Source organism: Weizmannia sp. FSL K6-0777 (assembly GCF_038593185.1).
Lineage (GTDB): Bacteria > Bacillota > Bacilli > Bacillales > Bacillaceae_C > Weizmannia > Weizmannia faecalis.
This window is the reverse complement of the sequence record NZ_CP151971.1, coordinates 1476974-1495744: the sequence shown is the minus strand read 5'-3', so window position 1 is coordinate 1495744 and position 18771 is coordinate 1476974. Positions and strand designations below refer to the sequence as shown.

The 18771-nt window shown below is 48.4% G+C and carries 20 protein-coding genes; 5 read left to right on the top strand and 15 right to left on the bottom strand.

All coding sequences use genetic code 11. The features are described from left to right. Positions 1–18 precede the first annotated feature (18 nt). The 7 genes from NST70_RS06915 to mntR all read right to left on the bottom strand — a co-directional run bounded on the left by NST70_RS06915 (position 19) and on the right by mntR (position 7400). Positions 19–456, bottom strand: a complete 438-nt coding sequence (locus tag NST70_RS06915) for a BrxA/BrxB family bacilliredoxin (RefSeq protein ID WP_017550772.1) — start codon at positions 454–456, stop codon at positions 19–21. An 18-nt stretch (positions 457–474) separates the two neighbouring features. Continuing rightward, positions 475–1599, bottom strand: coding sequence for a conserved virulence factor C family protein (locus NST70_RS06910; RefSeq protein WP_026683687.1), 1125 nt, complete (start codon positions 1597–1599; stop codon positions 475–477). A 254-nt stretch (positions 1600–1853) separates the two neighbouring features. Further along, positions 1854–3737, bottom strand: coding sequence for an ABC-F family ATP-binding cassette domain-containing protein (locus tag NST70_RS06905; protein WP_026683686.1), 1884 nt, complete (start codon positions 3735–3737; stop codon positions 1854–1856). Then, entirely contained in the window at positions 3734–4384 is a 651-nt protein-coding gene (locus NST70_RS06900; RefSeq protein ID WP_014098471.1) for an HD domain-containing protein, read from the bottom strand. Before NST70_RS06900 ends, NST70_RS06905 begins: the two co-directional genes overlap by 4 nt. 83 nt (positions 4385–4467) lie before the next feature. After that, positions 4468–4968, bottom strand: coding sequence for a hypothetical protein (locus NST70_RS06895; protein WP_026683684.1), 501 nt, complete (start codon positions 4966–4968; stop codon positions 4468–4470). 14 nt (positions 4969–4982) lie between these two features. Beyond that, the gene (locus tag NST70_RS06890) at positions 4983–6668 is read right to left on the bottom strand and encodes a formate--tetrahydrofolate ligase (protein ID WP_014098473.1); all 1686 of its coding nucleotides are present in this window, start codon (positions 6666–6668) and stop codon (positions 4983–4985) included. 312 nt (positions 6669–6980) lie between these two features. After that, complete coding sequence (gene mntR, locus NST70_RS06885) at positions 6981–7400, bottom strand: transcriptional regulator MntR (RefSeq protein WP_014098475.1); 420 nt, start codon at positions 7398–7400, stop codon at positions 6981–6983. A gap of 313 nt (positions 7401–7713) precedes the next feature. Here mntR and cspD point away from each other — a divergent pair, with 313 nt between their 5' ends. After that, positions 7714–7917: a cold-shock protein CspD gene (gene cspD, locus NST70_RS06880; protein ID WP_013859190.1), complete on the top strand. Its 204-nt coding sequence runs from the start codon at positions 7714–7716 to the stop codon at positions 7915–7917. A 234-nt stretch (positions 7918–8151) separates the two neighbouring features. Here the strand turns inward: cspD and NST70_RS06875 are convergent, their stop codons facing one another. Beyond that, entirely contained in the window at positions 8152–8328 is a 177-nt protein-coding gene (locus NST70_RS06875; protein ID WP_014098476.1) for a zinc-finger domain-containing protein, read from the bottom strand. 141 nt (positions 8329–8469) lie between these two features. Here NST70_RS06875 and sspL point away from each other — a divergent pair, with 141 nt between their 5' ends. After that, the gene (sspL, locus tag NST70_RS06870) at positions 8470–8610 is read left to right on the top strand and encodes a small, acid-soluble spore protein L (protein ID WP_013859188.1); all 141 of its coding nucleotides are present in this window, start codon (positions 8470–8472) and stop codon (positions 8608–8610) included. Positions 8611–8697: 87 nt separating this feature from the next. Here the strand turns inward: sspL and NST70_RS06865 are convergent, their stop codons facing one another. The 6 genes from NST70_RS06865 to miaA form a co-directional block, all read right to left on the bottom strand. Continuing rightward, a complete protein-coding gene (locus tag NST70_RS06865; protein ID WP_061087320.1) occupies positions 8698–9597 on the bottom strand; it encodes a 5'-3' exonuclease H3TH domain-containing protein in 900 nt (299 codons plus the stop codon). A 138-nt stretch (positions 9598–9735) separates the two neighbouring features. After that, on the bottom strand, positions 9736–11007 hold the full coding sequence (locus NST70_RS06860; protein ID WP_061565814.1) for a methionine gamma-lyase family protein: 1272 nt from the start codon (positions 11005–11007) through the stop codon (positions 9736–9738). Between the two features lie 73 nt (positions 11008–11080). Then, positions 11081–12331 carry a GTPase HflX gene (gene hflX, locus NST70_RS06855; protein ID WP_014098479.1) on the bottom strand — a complete coding sequence of 417 codons (1251 nt, stop codon included), beginning with the start codon at positions 12329–12331 and terminating at the stop codon, positions 11081–11083. Between the two features lie 283 nt (positions 12332–12614). Then, positions 12615–13556 (bottom strand): stage V sporulation protein K, encoded by a 942-nt coding sequence (spoVK, locus tag NST70_RS06850; RefSeq protein WP_035188524.1) that lies wholly within the window; start codon positions 13554–13556, stop codon positions 12615–12617. Positions 13557–13825: 269 nt separating this feature from the next. After that, positions 13826–14056: an RNA chaperone Hfq gene (gene hfq, locus NST70_RS06845; RefSeq protein ID WP_013859183.1), complete on the bottom strand. Its 231-nt coding sequence runs from the start codon at positions 14054–14056 to the stop codon at positions 13826–13828. 174 nt (positions 14057–14230) lie between these two features. Beyond that, positions 14231–15184, bottom strand: a complete 954-nt coding sequence (gene miaA, locus NST70_RS06840; RefSeq protein ID WP_026683682.1) for a tRNA (adenosine(37)-N6)-dimethylallyltransferase MiaA — start codon at positions 15182–15184, stop codon at positions 14231–14233. 259 nt (positions 15185–15443) lie between these two features. On the opposite strand from miaA, the gene NST70_RS06835 reads away from it, so the two are divergent. From NST70_RS06835 to NST70_RS06825, 3 genes are all read left to right on the top strand, one after another. Next, positions 15444–15626, top strand: coding sequence for a hypothetical protein (locus NST70_RS06835; RefSeq protein WP_014098483.1), 183 nt, complete (start codon positions 15444–15446; stop codon positions 15624–15626). 89 nt (positions 15627–15715) lie between these two features. Further along, complete coding sequence (locus NST70_RS06830) at positions 15716–15925, top strand: aspartyl-phosphate phosphatase Spo0E family protein (protein WP_342476030.1); 210 nt, start codon at positions 15716–15718, stop codon at positions 15923–15925. A 195-nt stretch (positions 15926–16120) separates the two neighbouring features. Continuing rightward, a complete protein-coding gene (locus tag NST70_RS06825; protein ID WP_342476028.1) occupies positions 16121–16729 on the top strand; it encodes a hypothetical protein in 609 nt (202 codons plus the stop codon). A gap of 122 nt (positions 16730–16851) precedes the next feature. Here NST70_RS06825 and mutL read toward each other — a convergent pair whose 3' ends face one another. Next, the gene (gene mutL / locus NST70_RS06820; protein WP_017551562.1) at positions 16852–18768 is read right to left on the bottom strand and encodes a DNA mismatch repair endonuclease MutL; all 1917 of its coding nucleotides are present in this window, start codon (positions 18766–18768) and stop codon (positions 16852–16854) included. Positions 18769–18771 lie beyond the last annotated feature (3 nt).

Below are 18771 nucleotides of genomic sequence, written 5' to 3'. Positions count from 1 at the left end.
AAAACGAGACCGCAATTTTTATGCGCAGTGTTGGTCAAAAGCAGCATGCAGATTTTCGATGATTTCTTCGACTTCATGCCCTTCGATATCGCTTCTCGGGATAAAATGGGCCACTTCTTTCCCTTGAAGAAGCGCCACAGAAGGGGAGGATGGTTCGATGCCGGTAAAATATTCACGCATTTTTGCCGTTGCTTCTTTGTCCTGGCCGGCAAATACCGTAACAAGATGGTCCGGCTTCTTTTCAGCCGTCCGGATTGCCTCAACAATTGCCGGACGCGCAAGCCCGGCTGCGCAACCGCACACCGAGTTCACGACAACCAGCGTGGTGCCTTCCGCTTTTTCCATATAGGCCTCTACTTCTTCCGGTGTACGCAGTTCCGTAAACCCGTTTGCCGTCAATTCTTCCCTCATCGGGGTAATAAGCGCCCGCATGTATTCTTCATATGCCATTGACATGTTGATGTCCTCCTTTAATTATGGCTGGATTTGCCTTGCTTCTGTCATCTGCTTCCAGACCGAGCCTTTTGCTTCTTCGCCTTTTGTAATCCGCTCAATCGCCATTCTGACCTGGAGCCTGACTTCAAATTCAGGGTCGTTTTCCGCTTCCCTTAAAGCCGGTAGAGAAGCTTCGTCACCCGCTTCGTATAAAAACATGGCGGCGCGCCACCTGACAATTTTGCTTTTGTCTTTGAGCGCTTTTGCCATTTCCCCGCATGCCTCTTTGAACCCGAGATCGCTAAGACAGTCGCCTGCCGTCCGCCGCACGCTTGCATTCGCATCATGCAGACCACGGTATAAAAGCGGCAGTACCCGCTTGTCTTTCACCATGCCCAAATAAACAACGGCAAGCCGCCTGATCGATGGTTTTTCATCTTCCAAGGCTTTCTCAAGGACAGGCAGGTCGGAAAGATCTGGGTCTTCCATTTGTTCAAGGAGCCGGTACCTTTTGCGCCAGTCATCCGTTTCCAGCATGCCGGGCGTTAATTTCAGCCTTTTTTTGGCAGTGGGAACCTGCTCCGGATGCTGCGCTTCATTTACAAGCCGGTTTAGCCTTTCTTTCGGATAAGCGGCAATGATTTCTTCTGTGACTTCCGCACCGATTTCTTGCATCTCTCCGTATCGCACGCCGAAGTCTTTCCATTTCCGCAAGAAAACATAATTGTCGCCTTCCAGTTGCGCAGCGGCAAGCGCCTCGGCAAAATAAGCCGGCAGCCCGAAACGTTTTTCCTGTTCCCCGTCCGTCAGTTTGACCTGGAGCGGAATGCCTTTAAACATCTGGACAAACACCTGGACTTCCCCGAAATGCTCATTGGCACGGGGGCTGTTTCCGGTTTCTGTTTCCGCCTCCCCGAACACCTCACGCACTTTCGGCAAAATGTCCTGCCAGTCCGTTTTACCATGCCGCTCCACCGCGAGAAAATCCGCAACATGGTATACGCCTTTCACGCCATCAATATCAAGGATACGGCGGATCACAGGCGGCACCCCTTCTTCCTGCCCTTTCTTATAATTGCTGCGGGCGCCGTCCGGCAGTGCTTCCGTCAATACGACTTTCATCGTATTCGGGCTCGGCGTTGGTTCAATCGCTTTAATTTTCATTTCCACACCGCCTTTCCCATCCAGTCTACTTGCATTTTAACATAAACACAGTGGATACACGAATGAGTTGATTCTTTTCATAAATATCAAGCGTACCTTAAAAATGGGAAACATCTTTCGCGCGTTCGCCGGCTCGCCCTTTTTTCCTTTCAAAAAGCATGTTTCCGGCTGCCGCCCATTCCTCCAGCCCGGAAAGCGACGGACCAACTGTCACGCTTTTCCGGCAAAAAACGGGTCGCCTTCCTCAGAAAAAGTTAGTTGTCGTTTTTTTCCTGCAGCTCGGAAAGATAGCTCCAGCGTTCAATAAGGCCTTCCAGCCGCTCGTTTTCTTCTTCGAGCGCTTTTGAAATGTCCTGGGCCCTGACAAAATCGGAGCCGGCTTGTTCCAATTGTTCGTTCAGTGCGGCAATGGCTTGCTCGCATGCTTCAATTTTTTCGTCTATCTCTTCCCATTCCCGCTGCTCATTGTAAGACCATTTTTTTCGTTTCGGTTCCCGTTTAGACTTCGGCACATCCGTTTTTTCCTCCTGTGCCGGCGTTTCATGCGCGATTTCGAGGTAGTCGCTGTAACGGCCAAAAAAGCGGCTGATTTTGCCGCCGCCTTCAAAAATAAGCAGCTGCTCCGCGGTTTTATCAAGAAAATAGCGGTCGTGTGAAACCGAGATGACGACGCCCGGAAACTCTCCGATATAATCTTCAAGCACGGTAAGCGTCTCCGTATCGAGATCATTCGTCGGTTCGTCCAAAAGCAGCACATTTGGCCGCGACATCAGAAGCCTGAGCAAATACAGCCTGCGCTTTTCGCCGCCCGACAGTTTTCTGACCGGGGTGCCGTGCGTGTGCATGTCAAAAAGAAATCTTTCCAGCATTTGCGCGGCGGAAATCGTTTCCCCGTCTTTTGTTGTCACCGTATCCCCCGCTTCCCGTATATACTCGATCATCCGCTTATCTTCATTCATGCCTGGCGTTTCCTGACGGTAATACGCGATTTTGACGGTCTGCCCGGTGAGGCGTTCCCCGGAATCGAGCGGAATCCTGCCAGCGAGAATGTTCATCAAAGTTGATTTTCCGCTTCCATTTTTCCCGACGATGCCGATCCGGTCACCAGGCTTTACGAGCAGGTTGAAATCCTTTAGAATCGTCTCTGAACCGAACGCTTTATTAGCATGCTGCAGTTCAAAAACCTGTTTGCCGAGGCGGCTGCCGGACAAAGCGATATCGGCTTCCTGCTGCCGGGGGCTTTTACCGAGGCTGGATTCCAGTTCTTCAAAACGCCCGATCCTTGCTTTTTGTTTTGTCGAACGCGCCTTTGCCCCGCGCTTCATCCAGGCAAGCTCCCGCCTGTACAAATTTTTCCGTTTTTCTTCCTGCTGCAGTTGCGCTTCTTCCCGCTGCGCTTTTGCTTCCATAAAATCCTGGTAATTCCCTTTGTAGCTGTACAGTTTTCCACCATTAAGCTCGAAAATCCGGTTTGCCGCCCGGTCGAGGAAATAGCGGTCATGTGTCACAAACAGGACAGAACGGGGATATTTTGCAATAAATGCTTCCAGCCACTTGACAGCCGGATAGTCGAGATGGTTGGTCGGCTCATCCAAAATCAACAAATCGGGTGTTTCCATTAATACCCGGGCAAGGGCGACCCGCTTTTTCTGTCCGCCTGACAATCCCGAAATTTTTCTGTCCAAATCGCGGATGCCAAGTTTTGAAAGGACCGTCTGTGCATTGGCGCCGGCTTCCCATGCACCGCCGGCATCCATTTCTTTTTGCAGCCGGAACAATCGATCCTGTTTGTCTGCATTTCCCGGATCCTTCCCGACTTCAAGCAGCGCCTCTTCATAGGAACGTAAAAGCGCCATAATTGGAGACTCGCTTTTATATACCTGTTCAAGGACCGTGAAGGCCGGATTCAGTTCAGGCTCCTGCGGCAAATAACCAATGGTATAATCGTTCGGCGTGCTCAGTTCCCCGCTATCCGCTTCATCCTGTCCCGCAATGATTTTCAGCAGGCTCGATTTTCCGGTGCCATTGACGCCGACAAGGCCGATCCGTTCCTGTTCCCCAATGTGGAAAGAAAGATCACCAAACAGCACTTTTTCCCCGTAAGATTTTGTCAGTCCCTGAGCTTGAAATATTTTCATCGTTCAACATTCCATTCTTTGAAAAATTCCTGTAAAAACTGCTCCATAAAGTAGTGGCGTTCTTCTGCAAGTTTTTTCGCCGTCTCAGTGTACAGCCTATCTTTTAAAAGTAATAGCTTTTCATAAAAATGATGGATCGAGGAAGTTTTCCCGTTTCGATATTCTTCTTCAGTCATTTGTTTTCTCACTGGCAGTTCCGGGTCATAGAGCGGCTGACCCTTTTTTCCGCCGTATGCGAATGCGCGAGCGATCCCAATTGCCCCGATTGCATCCAACCGGTCGGCATCACGGACAGCCATTGCCTCAAAATGCAACAGTTCTGTTTCATTGCCGCCTTTAAAAGAAATGCTTGCAACGATATTTTGAATTTGCTCTTTTTGATATTCCGCTAGCGGCAGGCTGTTTAAAAAGGCCTTCAGTTTTTTCGCCCCTTTCTGGTTGTCCGCGTTCAGCTTTACGTCCGGAATATCGTGCAAAAGGGCGCTAGCTTCAATGATAAATCGATCACCTTTTTCCTCTTTTTCCGCAATATAGAGTGCAAGCCCGCGGACACGCCTAATGTGGTGCCAGTCATGACCGGAAGCATCTCCGCTGTGGAAAGCGCGGGCGAACTGTTCAATCTGTAAAAGAACCGGATGTTTATACATAAATGCCCCTTTCTTTGCCTTCATTTTATCATGTTTTTTGGGCAAGCAAGCCAAAAGCTGCACGACAGAGCATGCAGCTTTTGTTAGACCCTCATCCGGCGCAAAGTCTTCACGGCATCTGCGGGCATCTTAAGCAAATCATCCATTAAATCTTCCGTTATCAGCCGGGCAAAATCGATGGCAACTTCTTCGGTTACACCCGAGCGTGATGAGCGGACAGTCCTTTCCTCGATGCGGCGCCGGTTGCCGTTTCCCCATGCGGAAAAGATAATCTGTTTATAATCAGCGGATCGGTCTCTGTTTTTCCAGGAAAAAGTTACGGCCGCACTGGCACCCGCTTTGGCGCCGGACGCGAGATCCAGTATTTCCGCCGCCAGCTGCCCGAGCGAAGCCGAAAGACAGATCGTTACGCTTGCTTCCTGCCATTCCGGAAGCTGAAGCGTAATGCGGTATTCCCGGGACATTTCCGCCAGGTCGACCAGGTCTTTTCTTCCGGTGATGGATGCTTCCCCTCGTAAATCAAGCTCATAGGCAGCACCTTCGAATACAGTCTTCATATTTTCAAAAGCAGTTGGGTCAAACATCGCCTGTCCCCCGTTTAAAAGAGCCCGGATGCGCGGCCGTCCGCATCAACATCCATCCGGTAAGCGGCCGGTTCTTTCGGAAGACCCGGCATGGTCAGAACGTCTCCTGTCAGGGCAACGATAAACCCGGCGCCAAGCTTCGGGACAAGTTCGCGGACATGGATCGCAAAATCATACGGACGGCACGTTTTGTGCGGGTCATCGGATAAGGAATACTGCGTTTTTGCAATACAAACAGGAAGATGTCCCCATCCGAATTGTTCAAATTCGCGGATTTGTTTTTGCGCCTTCGCGGAAAATTCGGCACCGCGGCCGCCATACACCTGACGCACAATCGCCTCTATCTTCTCTTCAATGGTTGATTCAAGCGGGTAAACCGGCCTGAATGTATGTGGCTGTTTGGCGGCTTCCAGCAGTTTGGCCGCAAGATCTATGCCACCTGCGCCCCCTTTTTCCCACACTTCCGTAAGCGACACAGGAATGCCACGTTCACTGCACCAATTTTCTAAGACAGCAATTTCCGCATCACTGTCCGATATAAACCGGTTGATGGCAACGACAAACGGCAGACCGAATGAAGCGATCGTTTCAACATGTTTTTGCAGGTTTAAAAGCCCGGCTTCAAGAGCCGCAATATTTTCTGCCGCCAAATCTTCCTTTGACACCCCGCCGTGCATTTTTAATGCGCGGATGGTGGCGACAATCACAACGCCGTCCGGTTTCAAGCCGGCTGCCCGCGCTTTAATGTCGAGGAATTTTTCAGCACCGAGATCGGCACCAAAGCCGGCTTCCGTGACGACATAATCGGCCAGTTTCAAAGCGGTTTTGGTCGCCATCACGCTGTTGCAGCCGTGCGCAATATTGGCAAACGGGCCACCGTGGACAAGCGCCGGTGTATGTTCGATCGTCTGGACAAGATTCGGTTTCAAAGCATCTTTCAGCAATAAGGCAATCGCGCCTTCGATTCCGAGGTCACCGACGGTCACGGGTTTCTTTTCGTAATTGTAGGCTACAACGATGTTCGCAATCCGCCTTTTTAAATCTTCGAGATCTTCCGCCAGGCATAAAACGGCCATCAGTTCAGAAGCCACCGTAATGTCAAATCCGTCTTCACGGGGCACGCCCTGGCCGGGACCGCCGAGACCGACGACCACATGGCGCAGCGCCCGGTCATTTAAATCGACCGCCCGCTTCCAGACAATGCGGCGCTGGTCAATCTGCAATCGATTTCCCTGGTGGATATGATTGTCCAGCAAAGCGGAAATGGCATTATTGGCAGCGGTAATCGCATGAAAATCGCCTGTGAAATGAAGATTGATCTCTTCCATCGGCAAGACTTGTGCATAACCGCCGCCCGTTGCGCCCCCTTTCAGCCCCATGACCGGTCCGAGTGATGGCTCCCTTAAGGCAATCACGGTTTTATGGCCCAGCTGTTTTAATGCATCGCCGAGTCCGATTGTGACGGTTGACTTGCCTTCCCCAGCCGGCGTCGGATTGATGGAAGTGACAAGAAATAATTTTCCGTCTTTTTTGGTTTTAAGCTGCTTGATTTTTTCATATGTAATTTTCGCCTTGTATTTCCCGTAATATTCAAGGTCTTCTTCTGCAAGCTGCACGGTTTCCGCAATTTCTTTGATCGGTTTCAGCGAAGCATGCTGTGCAATATCAATATCCGTCTTTCCAATCGAATGGCTTGGCAATGTCAAATCCTCCGCTTCATCAAAAATCTGCTTCCATCTTCTATTCTACATACCCCTGTAGCCCATTGCACCTGAAAAAAGGATTTTTTCACCCATACCGGAAAATCGTTTGGCTCTAGCCCTAATTTTCTGCATAAAGGCGCCATGCGAAGTTTGTTTTCCGGCTGGCGGGAAAGAGCCCTGCTTGCATCAAGCAGGGAGGGTTCTAAATCCTGATGCGTGCCGGCAGACAGCCTTTTAGGCAACATGCCCCATCATCCGGTGCATAAAAAGGAACCAGCACCCATTTCAAGGGCAGGGAGGCCGGAAAATTCAATCCTCGTTTTGTGCCTGAAGCCGCTTCAGGTCGTTCACCCGGCCCGGATCTTCCTCAAAGTATTGGACAAGGTCTCCGATCCGGTCAATGGAATTCCAGCTCAGGTGATGTTCAATTCCTTCTACATCTCTATAAATATTTTCTTCGTCGACCCCGATGATCCTTAAAAACTGTTCAAGCAAATGATGGCGGTCGACGAGCCGTTTTCCAATTTTTTTGCCTTTAGGGGTGAGGACCAGTCCGCGGTATTTTTCATAAACAAGATAATCATCCTTATCCAGCTTCTGTACCATTTTCGTGACGGATGAAGGATGAACGGAAAGCGCTTCTGCAATATCAGAAACACGCGCATATCCTTTGCTTTCAATCAGAATAAAAATCTGTTCAATGTAGTCTTCCATACTAGGTGTCGGCATCCACGGGCCCCCATTCTTACAACAAATATTGAGTCTGCCGGTACAATAACAATACCATCAGTTTACTATAATCACGGATGATGTACAAGAATTCCTGAAAAAAGCTGCGCCAGTTTTAAACCGCTTGCAAATTTAAGAATTCACAACAATTTTCCCTCATTTTTGATTCGTTTGTCTTGACTATCCATACCGGATGGAGTATATTAATTATAACATTAAACAAGTGATTTCCCAGACCTTGATGGCGGTTTTTCATCTGTTTAATGCAACATTTTTTGGCACGAACGTGCTTTTGATTTAGGAGGATTAAGAAATGCAAAACGGTAAAGTAAAATGGTTCAATAACGAAAAAGGCTACGGGTTCATTGAAGTTGAAGGTGGAGACGATGTTTTCGTTCATTTCACCGCTATTCAAGGTGAAGGATTCAAAACATTGGAAGAAGGCCAAGCTGTTTCTTTCGACATCGTTGAAGGCAACCGCGGACCTCAGGCAGCGAATGTAACAAAACTTTCATAAATCATAGAATGCAACGAGGCTGGCTTTTATGCCAGCCTTTTATTTTTCTGCATTTGTGTAAGTCCTCACAATACCGGATTGTGGCATTTTTCCGGTTGTTGCATCAGTATACTGTTTACAGTCTGCGATGTCTTCCGCCACGCCTGTTGTCTGAGCCGACTTTGTTCGATTTAATACGGCAAGACGGGCAACCGTTTTCGGGTGCCGCCTGTTTCCCGCATTTTGTAACACCCGTCACGATAACCGGTCGCCGTATTTTTTCAGCTTTTCGCCTACCGTGCATTGCCGGATGCAAAACTGGTGGGCATATTTTTTCCCACGTGTTTTCCGGAAATGCGATTTTAAAAAACAGCCTTCACAATACGTCTTTAATATTTCATCCACTTCCCGGATGAGTTGTTTTCTTTCCATCTTTATCCCTTCTTTCTTTCCGCCAGCTTTCCCATCCGCATTGCACGTGCATTTATCCATTGCGGCACGCCTGACTTTCCCGGGGATCCCTTTATCAAAATTTCCCCGAATTTGGGCATGCTATAACAAGAGGTGATCAGGATGGCTAAAAAAGACAATACAAACCGCGGTAAAGCGGCAAATTCCGTTACGCCGCAAGGAATCGCACAGGATGCGGCATTCGCGCCGGACCCAAAAACAACCCTTGAAAACCGCGCGAAAAAGTCCAATACAAAAATCTGACAATCGCAAAACGGAGAAGAAAAACAGCATTCTTGTCCTGAATGCTGTTTTTCCACTTTCCGTCCCCAATTAAACCGGGCAAAGTGGTTAAGAAATGAAGCTTGCGTTTATCCGCGCTGTAATCAAATGGCGTTTTACCATTTTTAATTCCAGTTCCTCCATCAGTTCCATAAACGTTTCCGGAATCTGGCCAAATCGCGCTTCTTCCAAAGAAAAAGCCACAGGCACATCACATCGGATTTCAGCAAGTTTTCTGCTCAGATGCAGCATTTCCAATCCCGCTTCGATTTTTTTCTGCTGCGACGGGGTGAGCTCCCCGAGATGTTCCAAAATGCCGCCGATGTTTCCAAACCGGCTGACGAGCTTAAACGCTGTTTTTTCACCGATCCCCTTCACACCCGGATACCCGTCGCTTGTATCACCCATCAGCGCTTTTACATCGATAAACTGCCGCGGCGTCACCCCGTATTCGTCCATAAATGCCGCTTTTGTATAGGTTTTATAATTTCCGAACCCCTTTTGGAGAAGATGGACTTCCACACGGTCATCCAAAAGCTGCAAGATGTCGCGATCGCCGGTCAAAATGGAAATATCCGCCTCGTCTTTGAACCGGCTGCTAAGGGTGCCGAGACAGTCGTCCGCTTCATACCCGGCCACTCCGACATTTGGAATTTCAAAAGCTTCCACTGTTTCTTTCGCCAGGTCAAATTGCGGAATCATCTCAACCGGCGGGACGTCCCGGTTTGCTTTATATTCACCGTACAGGTCGTTGCGGAACGTTTTGCTCCCCATATCCCAGCAAACGGCCACATGCGTCGGTTTTTTGTTCTCAGCCGCCAAAAGCAAATGGCGCAAAAAGCCCTGCACGCCGTTTGTCGGCATCCCTTTAGAATTCACCATAAACTGCCCCGTCACGGCAGTGGCATAAAAAGCCCGGAAAAGGAGCGCCATCCCGTCAATTAAAAGCAAATGCGGCCTCTTATTCATGCGATCACCTCATCAAATATCATCCTGTTATTATAACACAACCAGCAACTGGCCGCATTGAAAAAAGGCGGTTCTAAACGGGCGAACCATTGTGCCCGGTTGAAATCCAGCCGACCGTGGATCAAAGCAGGGAAAAATTCAACTGGGATCTACAAGATTTTCTTCCATCAACCGGTCGAGCGCGAGCAGGACGGCCATTTTGACATGCGCATACGTAAGGCCGCCCTGAACATAGGCGGTGTATGGCGGGCGGAGCGGGCCGTCGGCGGAAAGCTCGATGCTTGCCCCCTGGATAAACGTGCCAGCTGCCATGATGACATCGTCCGCATAACCGGGCATATCACTCGGATATGGCGTCACATAAGAATTCACCGGTGAAGCAAACTGGATCGCCTGGCAAAAGGCAACCATGCTGTCCGGGTCGCCAAATTCAACGGACTGGATGAGGTCCGTCCTCGGCGCATCCCATTTCGGATACGTATTCATCCCGGATTTTTCCAAGATTGCCGATGTAAACACCGCACCTTTTAATGCCTCTGCCACAACATGCGGCGCCAGAAAGAAGCCCTGGTACATCTCAAGAAGGCTGTAAAGCGATGCTCCTGCTTCCGCGCCAATTCCGGGAGATGTCATCCTGTATGCGCAGCTTTCCACCCATTTTTTCTTCCCGACAATATAGCCGCCCGTTTTCGCAAGCCCGCCGCCCGGATTTTTGATAAGCGAGCCGGCCATTAAATCCGCGCCAACATGGCATGGCTCCTTCTCCTCTACAAATTCGCCGTAGCAGTTGTCGACAAACACAACTGTATCCGGCTTGATTTCTTTTACAAAGCGGATCATTTCCCCGATCTCATCCACTGTAAACGAAGGTCTTGACGCATACCCTTTTGAGCGCTGGATCGCAATCATTTTTGTATGGGGATGGATCGCTTTTCTTACCGCTTCAAAATCGACCGTGCCGTCTTCCTTCAAGTTTACATAATTATAGGTTATGTTAAACTCCTGCAGCGAACCGTTACCGCTACCGTGCACCCCTGTAATTTCATCAAGCGTATCGTACGGCTTTCCGGTTATGTATAACAATTCATCCCCCGGGCGGAGGACGCCGAAAAGCGAAATCGTAATCGCATGTGTCCCGGAAATGATTTGCGGGCGGACAAGCCCGGCTTCCGCGCCGAAAACATCGGCATATATGTTCTCAAGTGTTTCCCTGCCGGCGTCATCATAGCCGTATCCGGTCGACGGATAAAAATGCGACTCGCTCACTTTATACTTTTGAAAACTTTGCAAAACGCGGAACTGGTTCTCTTCCGCCCGTTTTTCTATTGCGCTGTGGACCGGGCGGATTTGGCGCTCGGCCTCTTCTGCCATTTGCCTGAGTTTGGCACCATGAGTCAAATACTGGTACATTTTCTACACCTTTCCGTTCAAAATATGGGGTGCATGCAAGGCAACCCGCTGCATGCACCCGCGCGCAAGGTTTTTATTCAGCATATTGTTGTATCGCGCCCAGAACCGGATGGCCTGGAAGCGCATATCCCTTGCACTGGTATGCCTCATTTTCTTCTTTAAAAATTAGTTCTCTTAAAATGGTATCACTTTTTAAAACTGAAAGCAGCTTTCCTTCTGTTTGCGGGACAAGCGCGCGATACGGCACCATTTCGGCCAACACTTGTTTTTCAATTTCCAACAGCAGCCGGTGGATGTCTTTTTCGTCTTTCGCGCTGATCATGATGCTGTTTTGTGCATTGGGCACGAAATGGCTGTCTTTTATATCCATTTTATTGTAAACGGCAAGCTGCGGTAGATGGTTCATTTCCAGTTCGGAAAGCAGGCGCTGCACCGTTTTTTGATGGTTGTCATAATCCGGGTTGGAACTGTCAATGACATGCAAAAGCAAATCGGCTTCCCGCACTTCTTCTAAGGTCGAGCGGAACGCCGCAATCAGTGTCGTCGGCAAGTCCTGGATAAATCCGACCGTATCCGTCAACAAAGCCGTATAACCGCTTGGCAACACAACTTTTCTTGTCATCGGATCAAGCGTGGCAAACAGCTGGTTTTCTTCATAAGAATTTGCGGCAGACAGGCGGTTAAACAATGTCGATTTTCCGGCATTGGTATAGCCGACAAGCGCAATTTGAAACACATGGTTCTTTTTCCGCCTTTCGCGGTACCGCTCCCGGTGGTGGACAACCGTTTCAAGCTGCGCCTTGATTTCAGAAATGCGGCGGCGGATATGGCGGCGGTCCGTTTCAAGCTGGGTTTCCCCCGGCCCCCTCGTGCCGATTCCGCCCCCGAGCCGCGACAGCTCCGTCCCGCGCCCGCCAAGACGCGGCAGCAAATACTCAAGTTGCGCCAGTTCCACCTGGAGCTTCCCTTCTTTTGAGCGGGCACGCGTCGCAAAAATATCAAGGATGAGCTGTGTCCTGTCCAGCACGCGGCAATCCACCGCGGCCTGGAGATTGCGGAGCTGGCTCGGCGAAAGTTCCGCGTTAAAAACAATCAGATCAGCTTGCAGTTCTGAAACAAGCGCCCTTAGTTCCGCTACCTTGCCTTTTCCGATATACGTAGCAGCATCTACCCTGTCCCGTTTTTGTACGACTTCAAGCACCGCTTCCCCCTGCGCCGTTTCGACAAGCCGCTTCAGCTCCTCCATTGAATAGGCAAAACGGCTGTGGCTGATGCCGCTCCATTCGCATCCGACAAGAATTGCTCTTTCTTTTTTATTTTCCATTTCATCACCTGTTCCGTCCAGTATACCTGTTATCTTACCAAAAAACGCCCAAGTATAACATGTCGAGGCGCTTTTTTTGGGAAACAGGGCATGGCTTCATGCGATATCGCTTTTTTACCGCCCCCATTAAAAAAGCCCGGGCGCTGTTATGCCCGGGCTTACCTTTCTTAAAAATGTCTTCCCGGGCTGCTTATTTTCCGTGCGAAACATCTGGCCGAAAAAGCCGATTTAAGCTTCCCTACGGAAAATAAGTGCCTGCTGCAAACCGCATAGGATGCAGGCGTCAGTCCGGAAAAACAAGGTCACTGCTGCGCAGCGTGACCAGCTCATGGCGGTCATAGCAAGCCTGCATTAACAGCCGCATGGCCTGGGCGCGCACTGATTTTTCAATTACATTCCGCACATACCGGCCGTTTGAAAAACTGGCAGGGGTGCTCGTTGTTTTGACAAAAGCCAGATGATCGCGAAGCTTCCGTTCTGCATCCAAACTGAGCGTATACTCTTTTTCCGTCAGCATCCTTTTCCCGATATCCATGAGTTCCTCTACCGAGTAATCAGGAAAGTTGAACACGATCGGAAACCGGGAATGCAGTCCCGGATTCAGGCTTAGGAAATAATCCATTTCGTTTGAATAGCCGGCCAAAATTAAAATAAATTCGTGTTGTTTGTCTTCCATATGCTTTACAAGCGTATCGATTGCTTCTTTCCCGAAATCTTTCTCGCCGCCGCGGCCGAGAGAGTACGCTTCATCAATAAATAAAATGCCGCCGATCGCTTTTTTAATCAAATCTCTTGTCTTTTGCGCCGTATGGCCGATGTATTCGCCAACCAGATCGGCCCTTTCCGCTTCAATCAAGTGGCCTTTTGACAATACATTCATTTTATGGAACAATTTCCCGATCAATCGGGCGACAGTTGTTTTGCCGGTTCCGGGATTGCCTTTAAACATCATATGAAGGGCCTGCTTTCCCGTTTTTAACCCGGCGGCTTCCCTTTTCTTGTTAATATAGATCCAGGCATAAACTTCTTTAACCATTTTTTTGATTTCTTCCATTCCGACGAGCGTGCCAAGTTCATCTTCAATTTCTTTTAAAATTTCATGTTCTGCTGATAAATCTTTTTTGCCGGTTTCTATTTTCGGCTGGGGAATAACGGCCTCCCTTTGGCCCGCATGGAGGACAATATTGATCTGGCCGTTATTTTTCATACGAATCGGTTGATCCATCACCGCCACCTCGCATTCTACAGACAATATACGCGGATTGGGCCGGGAGTGTGACAAATGCCCACGTACAAAAACTTGTTGTCCGGCATAAGAAAACCGGTTGTTTTTCAAATCCGCACCGGTCGAAAATCAGCACCATCCAAAATGGCGGGGGAAATTGTCGGTTTTTGCGCTTTCCCGAGAAATAATGATCTGTATCAGTTTATGTTTCAGAAGCGGATAACAGTACACATATTTAAAATGCCCGGCAAGCTGCCGGACATTTTGTTTTAATTTTCCTCGAAATTGATTTGAACATTTTTTTGCGGCTGGAACGTTGAAATCGCATGTTTGAAAACGAGTTGCTGTTTGCCGTCTGTTTCAATCAGCACGGTGAAGTTATCAAAGCCTTTTACCTGGCCGCGAAGCTGAAAGCCGTTCATCAAAAAGACTGTGACAACCGTACCGTCTTTCCGCAATTGGTTTAAGTACTGGTCCTGAATATTGATGGCTTTGTTCATTGCGAATCCTCCTCTTTCTCTCTATTTTAACCTGCTCATGACTAAAGCCGCGAGATTCCTGCAAACGCCGGTGGATCTCCGGTGATTTTAGCAGGCAGCCCCCGCAGTTTCTGCGGTTCGGTGCCCGGAGCATCTCATGACTGAAGTCACGCGTGTTCCTGGCTATACTCTATATTATAAACTATTCGATTTTAATTGTAGCTTTCCTGCTATGAAAGCGGAAATTTCTTTAAATTTTTTTTCCTTTTCTTCCTCTTTTGTCATGTCAAACCACTCAATTTCCATCTTATTGCGGAACCAGGTAAGCTGTCTTTTGGCAAAACGCCTTGTATTTTGTTTTAAGCGGGAAACAGCCTCGTCAAGGGTCATGCGCCCGTCAAAGTAATCGTAAAGCTCTTTGTAGCCGATCGCCTGGATGGACTGGACACCGCGCAAATTTTTGTCATACAACTTTCTCACTTCCTCGATTAAACCGCGTTCCATCATTTGATCGACCCGTTCGTTAATGCGTTGATACAGCTTCTCCCTCTCCATCACAAGCCCAATGAGCGCCGCACAATAAAGCGGTTCATCCTGTTGCTGTTTCTTGTAGTCTTGCATCGTCCTACCGGAAAAATGGCCTACTTCCAACGCCCGGATCACCCTTCTGACATTATGTGGATGAATCTTTGCGGCACTTTCCGGATCGGTTTTTTCCAGTAATTTATAAAGCAGGCCGGGCCCTTCCCGCCTTGCAATCTTTTCAAGTTCCGCGCGGTATGCCGGATCTCCGGCAATGTCCGAAAAACGGTAATCGTATAAGACAGATTGTATGTAAAGCCCTGTGCCGCCGACGATCATGGGCAACTTGCCGCGGGAAGCAATATCGCTTATTTTTTCCCGTACCAGTTGCTGGAATTCAGCAACCGAAAAAGACTCATCCGGATTTTTAATGTCGATCAGGTGATGGGGAATCCCTTCCATTTCAGCCTGCGTAATTTTTGCTGTGCCGATATCCATGCCTCTGTATACTTGCATCGAATCGCCGCTGATGATTTCAGCATTGAATTTTTTCGCGAGGCGGATGCTAAGTGCCGTTTTTCCTGATGCTGTCGGGCCGATCAGTACGATCAGTTTTTGTTTTGCCATTCGTACCCTACCTTTTATGCCGGAGATTGCAGCATTCTTTAAATCCCCGGATTTTTCCGTCTCTATCGTACCATAAAACAGCAAACAGAACATCTATACAGTTTCCCTTTTTTCGGGATTTTATTCATCCTTGAAAATTCACTTACGAAAAAATATTTAAAAAAGTGTGTATAGGGCTAAAGTCCTGCTTCACATCCGGTCCATTTATACTATATAATAAGGATAATCATTATGATCTATGTAAGGCAGGTTTTTTCGTATGGTTAAAAATGACGAACGCATCATTTTCATCATTGAATTAGGGCGGCTTTTAGATGAATACCACAAATGCCCGTATGAGGCTGTGAAAAAAAGCATATATGAAGATATCGTTTTGCTCAGGCATGCCATTGACCCTGATTCAAACGATATGCCTGCCAGCTCCGCAAAAAAACCATCTTAAGCACAACCGCCTCCAAAACACGCTCATGCTGCCTTTTCTTCAAAACTGTTTTTCTAATCTTCTTATTTTTCTCCGAAAGGGATGTTTGCATGGAAAAAACGAATCAGTATCTCATACTTGCCTCTGCCCATCTGTCCCGCAATATTTTCATCCTCCGCGAACAATTGATGCAGTGTGCCAAACAAAACGGCATGAACCACCCGGAAACAATCCGCCAAAGCCAATTATTGGACAAACTGATTTATGAATACCAGCTGGGCATGCTCGCACAAAGCAAGGGCGGCTCATTCCGTGATTAAATCCTTCAGTCCGTTTTCTCTCTTTTCAACAATAATATGGAGTGTGAAACCAGTTTTTTGCACGCAATGATTGCGTTATAATAAAATGACAGACTGCGAAACAAGAACTGAAATCTGACGGGAAAACGGCGTTCCTTGATTGATTACTATAACACCAATTAAGGTGAACCAAAACAAATGGAAAGGAGATTGGCAATGGATCAGAAGCTGGACATTATTCTGGATAAATTAAACTCGTTGGAATCAGGCCAAATAGAACTGAATAAAAAATTGGAAGTTACGGAATTAGGCCAAGTTGAACTGAATAAAAAATTGGAAGCTATGGAATCAGGCCAAATAGAACTGAACAAAAAATTGGAAGTTATGGAATCGGGCCAAATAGAACTGAACAAAAAATTGGAAGTTATGGAATCGGGCCAAATAGAACTGAACAAAAAAATGGAAGTTATGGAATCAGGCCAAATAGAACTGAACAAAAAATTGGAAGTTATGGAATCGGGCCAAATAGAACTGAACAAAAAAATGGAAGTTATGGAATCAGGCCAAATAGAACTGAACAAAAAATTGGAAGTTATGAAATCCGGCCAGGATGAACTTTATCAAATTGTCCGGGCAATCCGCGACCGCCAGGAAGAAACCGATGCAAAGCTTGATGCCCTGTCAATGGATGTCCACCATGCCCATGGCGAAATTGCAGGTGTCAAGGACGCTGTTAAAGAACTGCGTGAAGGGGTTATTTTTGTAAACCGTAAAGTCGCCGATACTGAATATGAAGTCAATCTGCTAAAACAAAGAAAGCAGTAATCCTTTTGGCTGAAGCGCTCCGAAAGAACAGCGTCCAGCAATAAATGTAGCCAAATTGTAGTCAAACATCCGTTAAAAAGAACGAAACCCCTTGTTTAACAAGGGGTTTCGTGATCGGGGAATTACATGACACGTTTGAACATTTTTTCGAGTTCGTACACCGAATAATGGATGATGATTGGACGGCCGTGCGGGCATGTAAACGGGTCGGATGCCATTCGGAGCGCATCGAGCAGTGCCTGGATTTCGTCATTGCGCAAATGCCGGTTCGCCTTGATGGACCCTCTGCAGCTCATCATAATCGCCGCTTTTTCACGCAATTTTTTAATATCGACTTTTTTTATAGAAAGGACATGCTCGATCATTTCCTCAATGACCTCTTTTTCCTCATTTTTCGGAAACCATGTCGGATGGGAACGGACAATGAAGCTGTTGTGCCCGAATGGTTCAAGGAAAACGCCGACCTCTTTCAGCGCATCGAGGTTCTCCTGAATTTTAATGGCTTCGTCCGTTGCGTATTCTAAAGTCAGCGGCACAAGCATTTCCTGCACTTCTTTTTTCACTTCGCCGACTTTTTCGCGGAAAAATTCATACTTGACCCGCTCCTGGGCGGCGTGCTGATCAATGATATACAAGCCGTTTTCATTTTGGGCAAAAATATACGTGCCGTGCATCTGGCCGATCGGATACATCGGCGGGATGCGGGATGCCGGCTGCTGTGCCGCGTCCTGCCCTCTTGCCTCTTCAACATCAAATCCATCGCGCGCCGGTTCATGGATTTCATCTGGAAAAACAGAATCCAGATTTTCCCCTGAAAATGCCGGGAAATCTGCGGCCGGCTGTTCCACGCTGAGATGGGGTTCTGCATCCGGGCTTTTATCGTGCTGCCCCATTTCCGTTTCCTCCGGCCGGGGCGATGGGTGCGGCGCAACAGGCGCGGAGAAAGCTTTCGGAGTTTCCGGTTCCGTTTTTCCCGGCAAATGGTCAAGCTGGAACGACACCTGTTCCTGTTTTGGTTTTTCTGCTTGCCGCACCATGCCGGACGGAATCAATTCCTGCTTTTTGAAAGCAGCTTTAATCGCGCCCGTAATCGCCCGGCACAGCTCCTTTTCTTTGCTGAACCGCACTTCAAGCTTGGCCGGGTGAACATTCGCATCGACTAAAACCGGATCCATTTTTAGCGACATCAACACAATCGGGTAGCGGCCGATCGGGAGCAGTGTATGATACCCTTCCAATATGGCCTTTACAAGCACGTAATTTTTGATAAACCGGCCGTTTACCATCGTGGAAATATAGTTGCGCGAAGCCCGCGTAATTTCCGGCAAAGCGATAAACCCGTTGATTTCAAAATCAAGCGTTTGGCTGTGTACCGGAATCATTTTTTTGGCAATGTTTAAGCCGTAAATGGCGGCAAGCACCTGGCGCACATCGCCGTTCCCGCTTGTCTGAAGCAACATCTTTCCGCCGTGGCGGAGGCGGAAAGACACCTCGGGGTGGCTGAGCGCGAGGCGGTTCACCACATCGGTAATATTGCCGAGCTCGGTATGGATCGACTTCATATATTTTAACCGCGCAGGCGTGTTAAAAAATAAATCGGTGACCGTAATTTCCGTTCCTCTCCGGCTCGGTGCCTGTTCGCGGGCCACCCATTTCCCGCCTTCAATGACCGCTTTTGTCCCGGGCCCGTTTCCGGTTGAGGTGACGATCTCAACACGGGAAACAGCAGCAATGCTCGGGAGCGCTTCGCCGCGAAAACCGAGCGAACGAATCCGGAACAGATCATGTTCGTTTTTGATTTTGCTTGTGGCGTGGCGTGAGAAAGCAAGCTCAACATCGTCAGGCTCGATGCCGGTTCCATTATCAATCATACGGATTTTTTCCATACCGGCTTCCCAGACATCAATTTCGATAACTGTGCTTTCCGCGTCAATGGCATTTTCCGCCAGTTCCTTCACGACAGATGCCGGCCGTTCGACCACTTCACCGGCTGCAATCCTGTTAGAAAGCAACTCGTCCAGTTGTGCAATTTTTCCCATCGC

What these genes read in the sequence shown, in the direction of transcription:
- miaA (WP_026683682.1), bottom strand. Translation starts at nt 15,184, where the DNA reads ATGGCAAAACAAAAACTGATCGTACTGATCGGCCCGACAGCATCAGGA.
- NST70_RS06825 (WP_342476028.1), top strand. Translation starts at nt 16,121, where the DNA reads ATGGATCAGAAGCTGGACATTATTCTGGATAAATTAAACTCGTTGGAA.
- hflX (WP_014098479.1), bottom strand. Translation starts at nt 12,331, where the DNA reads ATGGAAAATAAAAAAGAAAGAGCAATTCTTGTCGGATGCGAATGGAGC.
- NST70_RS06905 (WP_026683686.1), bottom strand. Translation starts at nt 3,737, where the DNA reads ATGAAAATATTTCAAGCTCAGGGACTGACAAAATCTTACGGGGAAAAA.
- NST70_RS06895 (WP_026683684.1), bottom strand. Translation starts at nt 4,968, where the DNA reads ATGTTTGACCCAACTGCTTTTGAAAATATGAAGACTGTATTCGAAGGT.
- NST70_RS06915 (WP_017550772.1), bottom strand. Translation starts at nt 456, where the DNA reads ATGTCAATGGCATATGAAGAATACATGCGGGCGCTTATTACCCCGATG.
- NST70_RS06860 (WP_061565814.1), bottom strand. Translation starts at nt 11,007, where the DNA reads ATGTACCAGTATTTGACTCATGGTGCCAAACTCAGGCAAATGGCAGAA.
- NST70_RS06835 (WP_014098483.1), top strand. Translation starts at nt 15,444, where the DNA reads ATGGTTAAAAATGACGAACGCATCATTTTCATCATTGAATTAGGGCGG.
- NST70_RS06865 (WP_061087320.1), bottom strand. Translation starts at nt 9,597, where the DNA reads ATGAATAAGAGGCCGCATTTGCTTTTAATTGACGGGATGGCGCTCCTT.
- mutL (WP_017551562.1), bottom strand. Translation starts at nt 18,768, where the DNA reads ATGGGAAAAATTGCACAACTGGACGAGTTGCTTTCTAACAGGATTGCA.
- NST70_RS06875 (WP_014098476.1), bottom strand. Translation starts at nt 8,328, where the DNA reads ATGGAAAGAAAACAACTCATCCGGGAAGTGGATGAAATATTAAAGACG.
- spoVK (WP_035188524.1), bottom strand. Translation starts at nt 13,556, where the DNA reads ATGGATCAACCGATTCGTATGAAAAATAACGGCCAGATCAATATTGTC.
- NST70_RS06900 (WP_014098471.1), bottom strand. Translation starts at nt 4,384, where the DNA reads ATGTATAAACATCCGGTTCTTTTACAGATTGAACAGTTCGCCCGCGCT.
- NST70_RS06830 (WP_342476030.1), top strand. Translation starts at nt 15,716, where the DNA reads ATGGAAAAAACGAATCAGTATCTCATACTTGCCTCTGCCCATCTGTCC.
- cspD (WP_013859190.1), top strand. Translation starts at nt 7,714, where the DNA reads ATGCAAAACGGTAAAGTAAAATGGTTCAATAACGAAAAAGGCTACGGG.
- NST70_RS06910 (WP_026683687.1), bottom strand. Translation starts at nt 1,599, where the DNA reads ATGAAAATTAAAGCGATTGAACCAACGCCGAGCCCGAATACGATGAAA.
- sspL (WP_013859188.1), top strand. Translation starts at nt 8,470, where the DNA reads ATGGCTAAAAAAGACAATACAAACCGCGGTAAAGCGGCAAATTCCGTT.
- mntR (WP_014098475.1), bottom strand. Translation starts at nt 7,400, where the DNA reads ATGCCGACACCTAGTATGGAAGACTACATTGAACAGATTTTTATTCTG.
- hfq (WP_013859183.1), bottom strand. Translation starts at nt 14,056, where the DNA reads ATGAACAAAGCCATCAATATTCAGGACCAGTACTTAAACCAATTGCGG.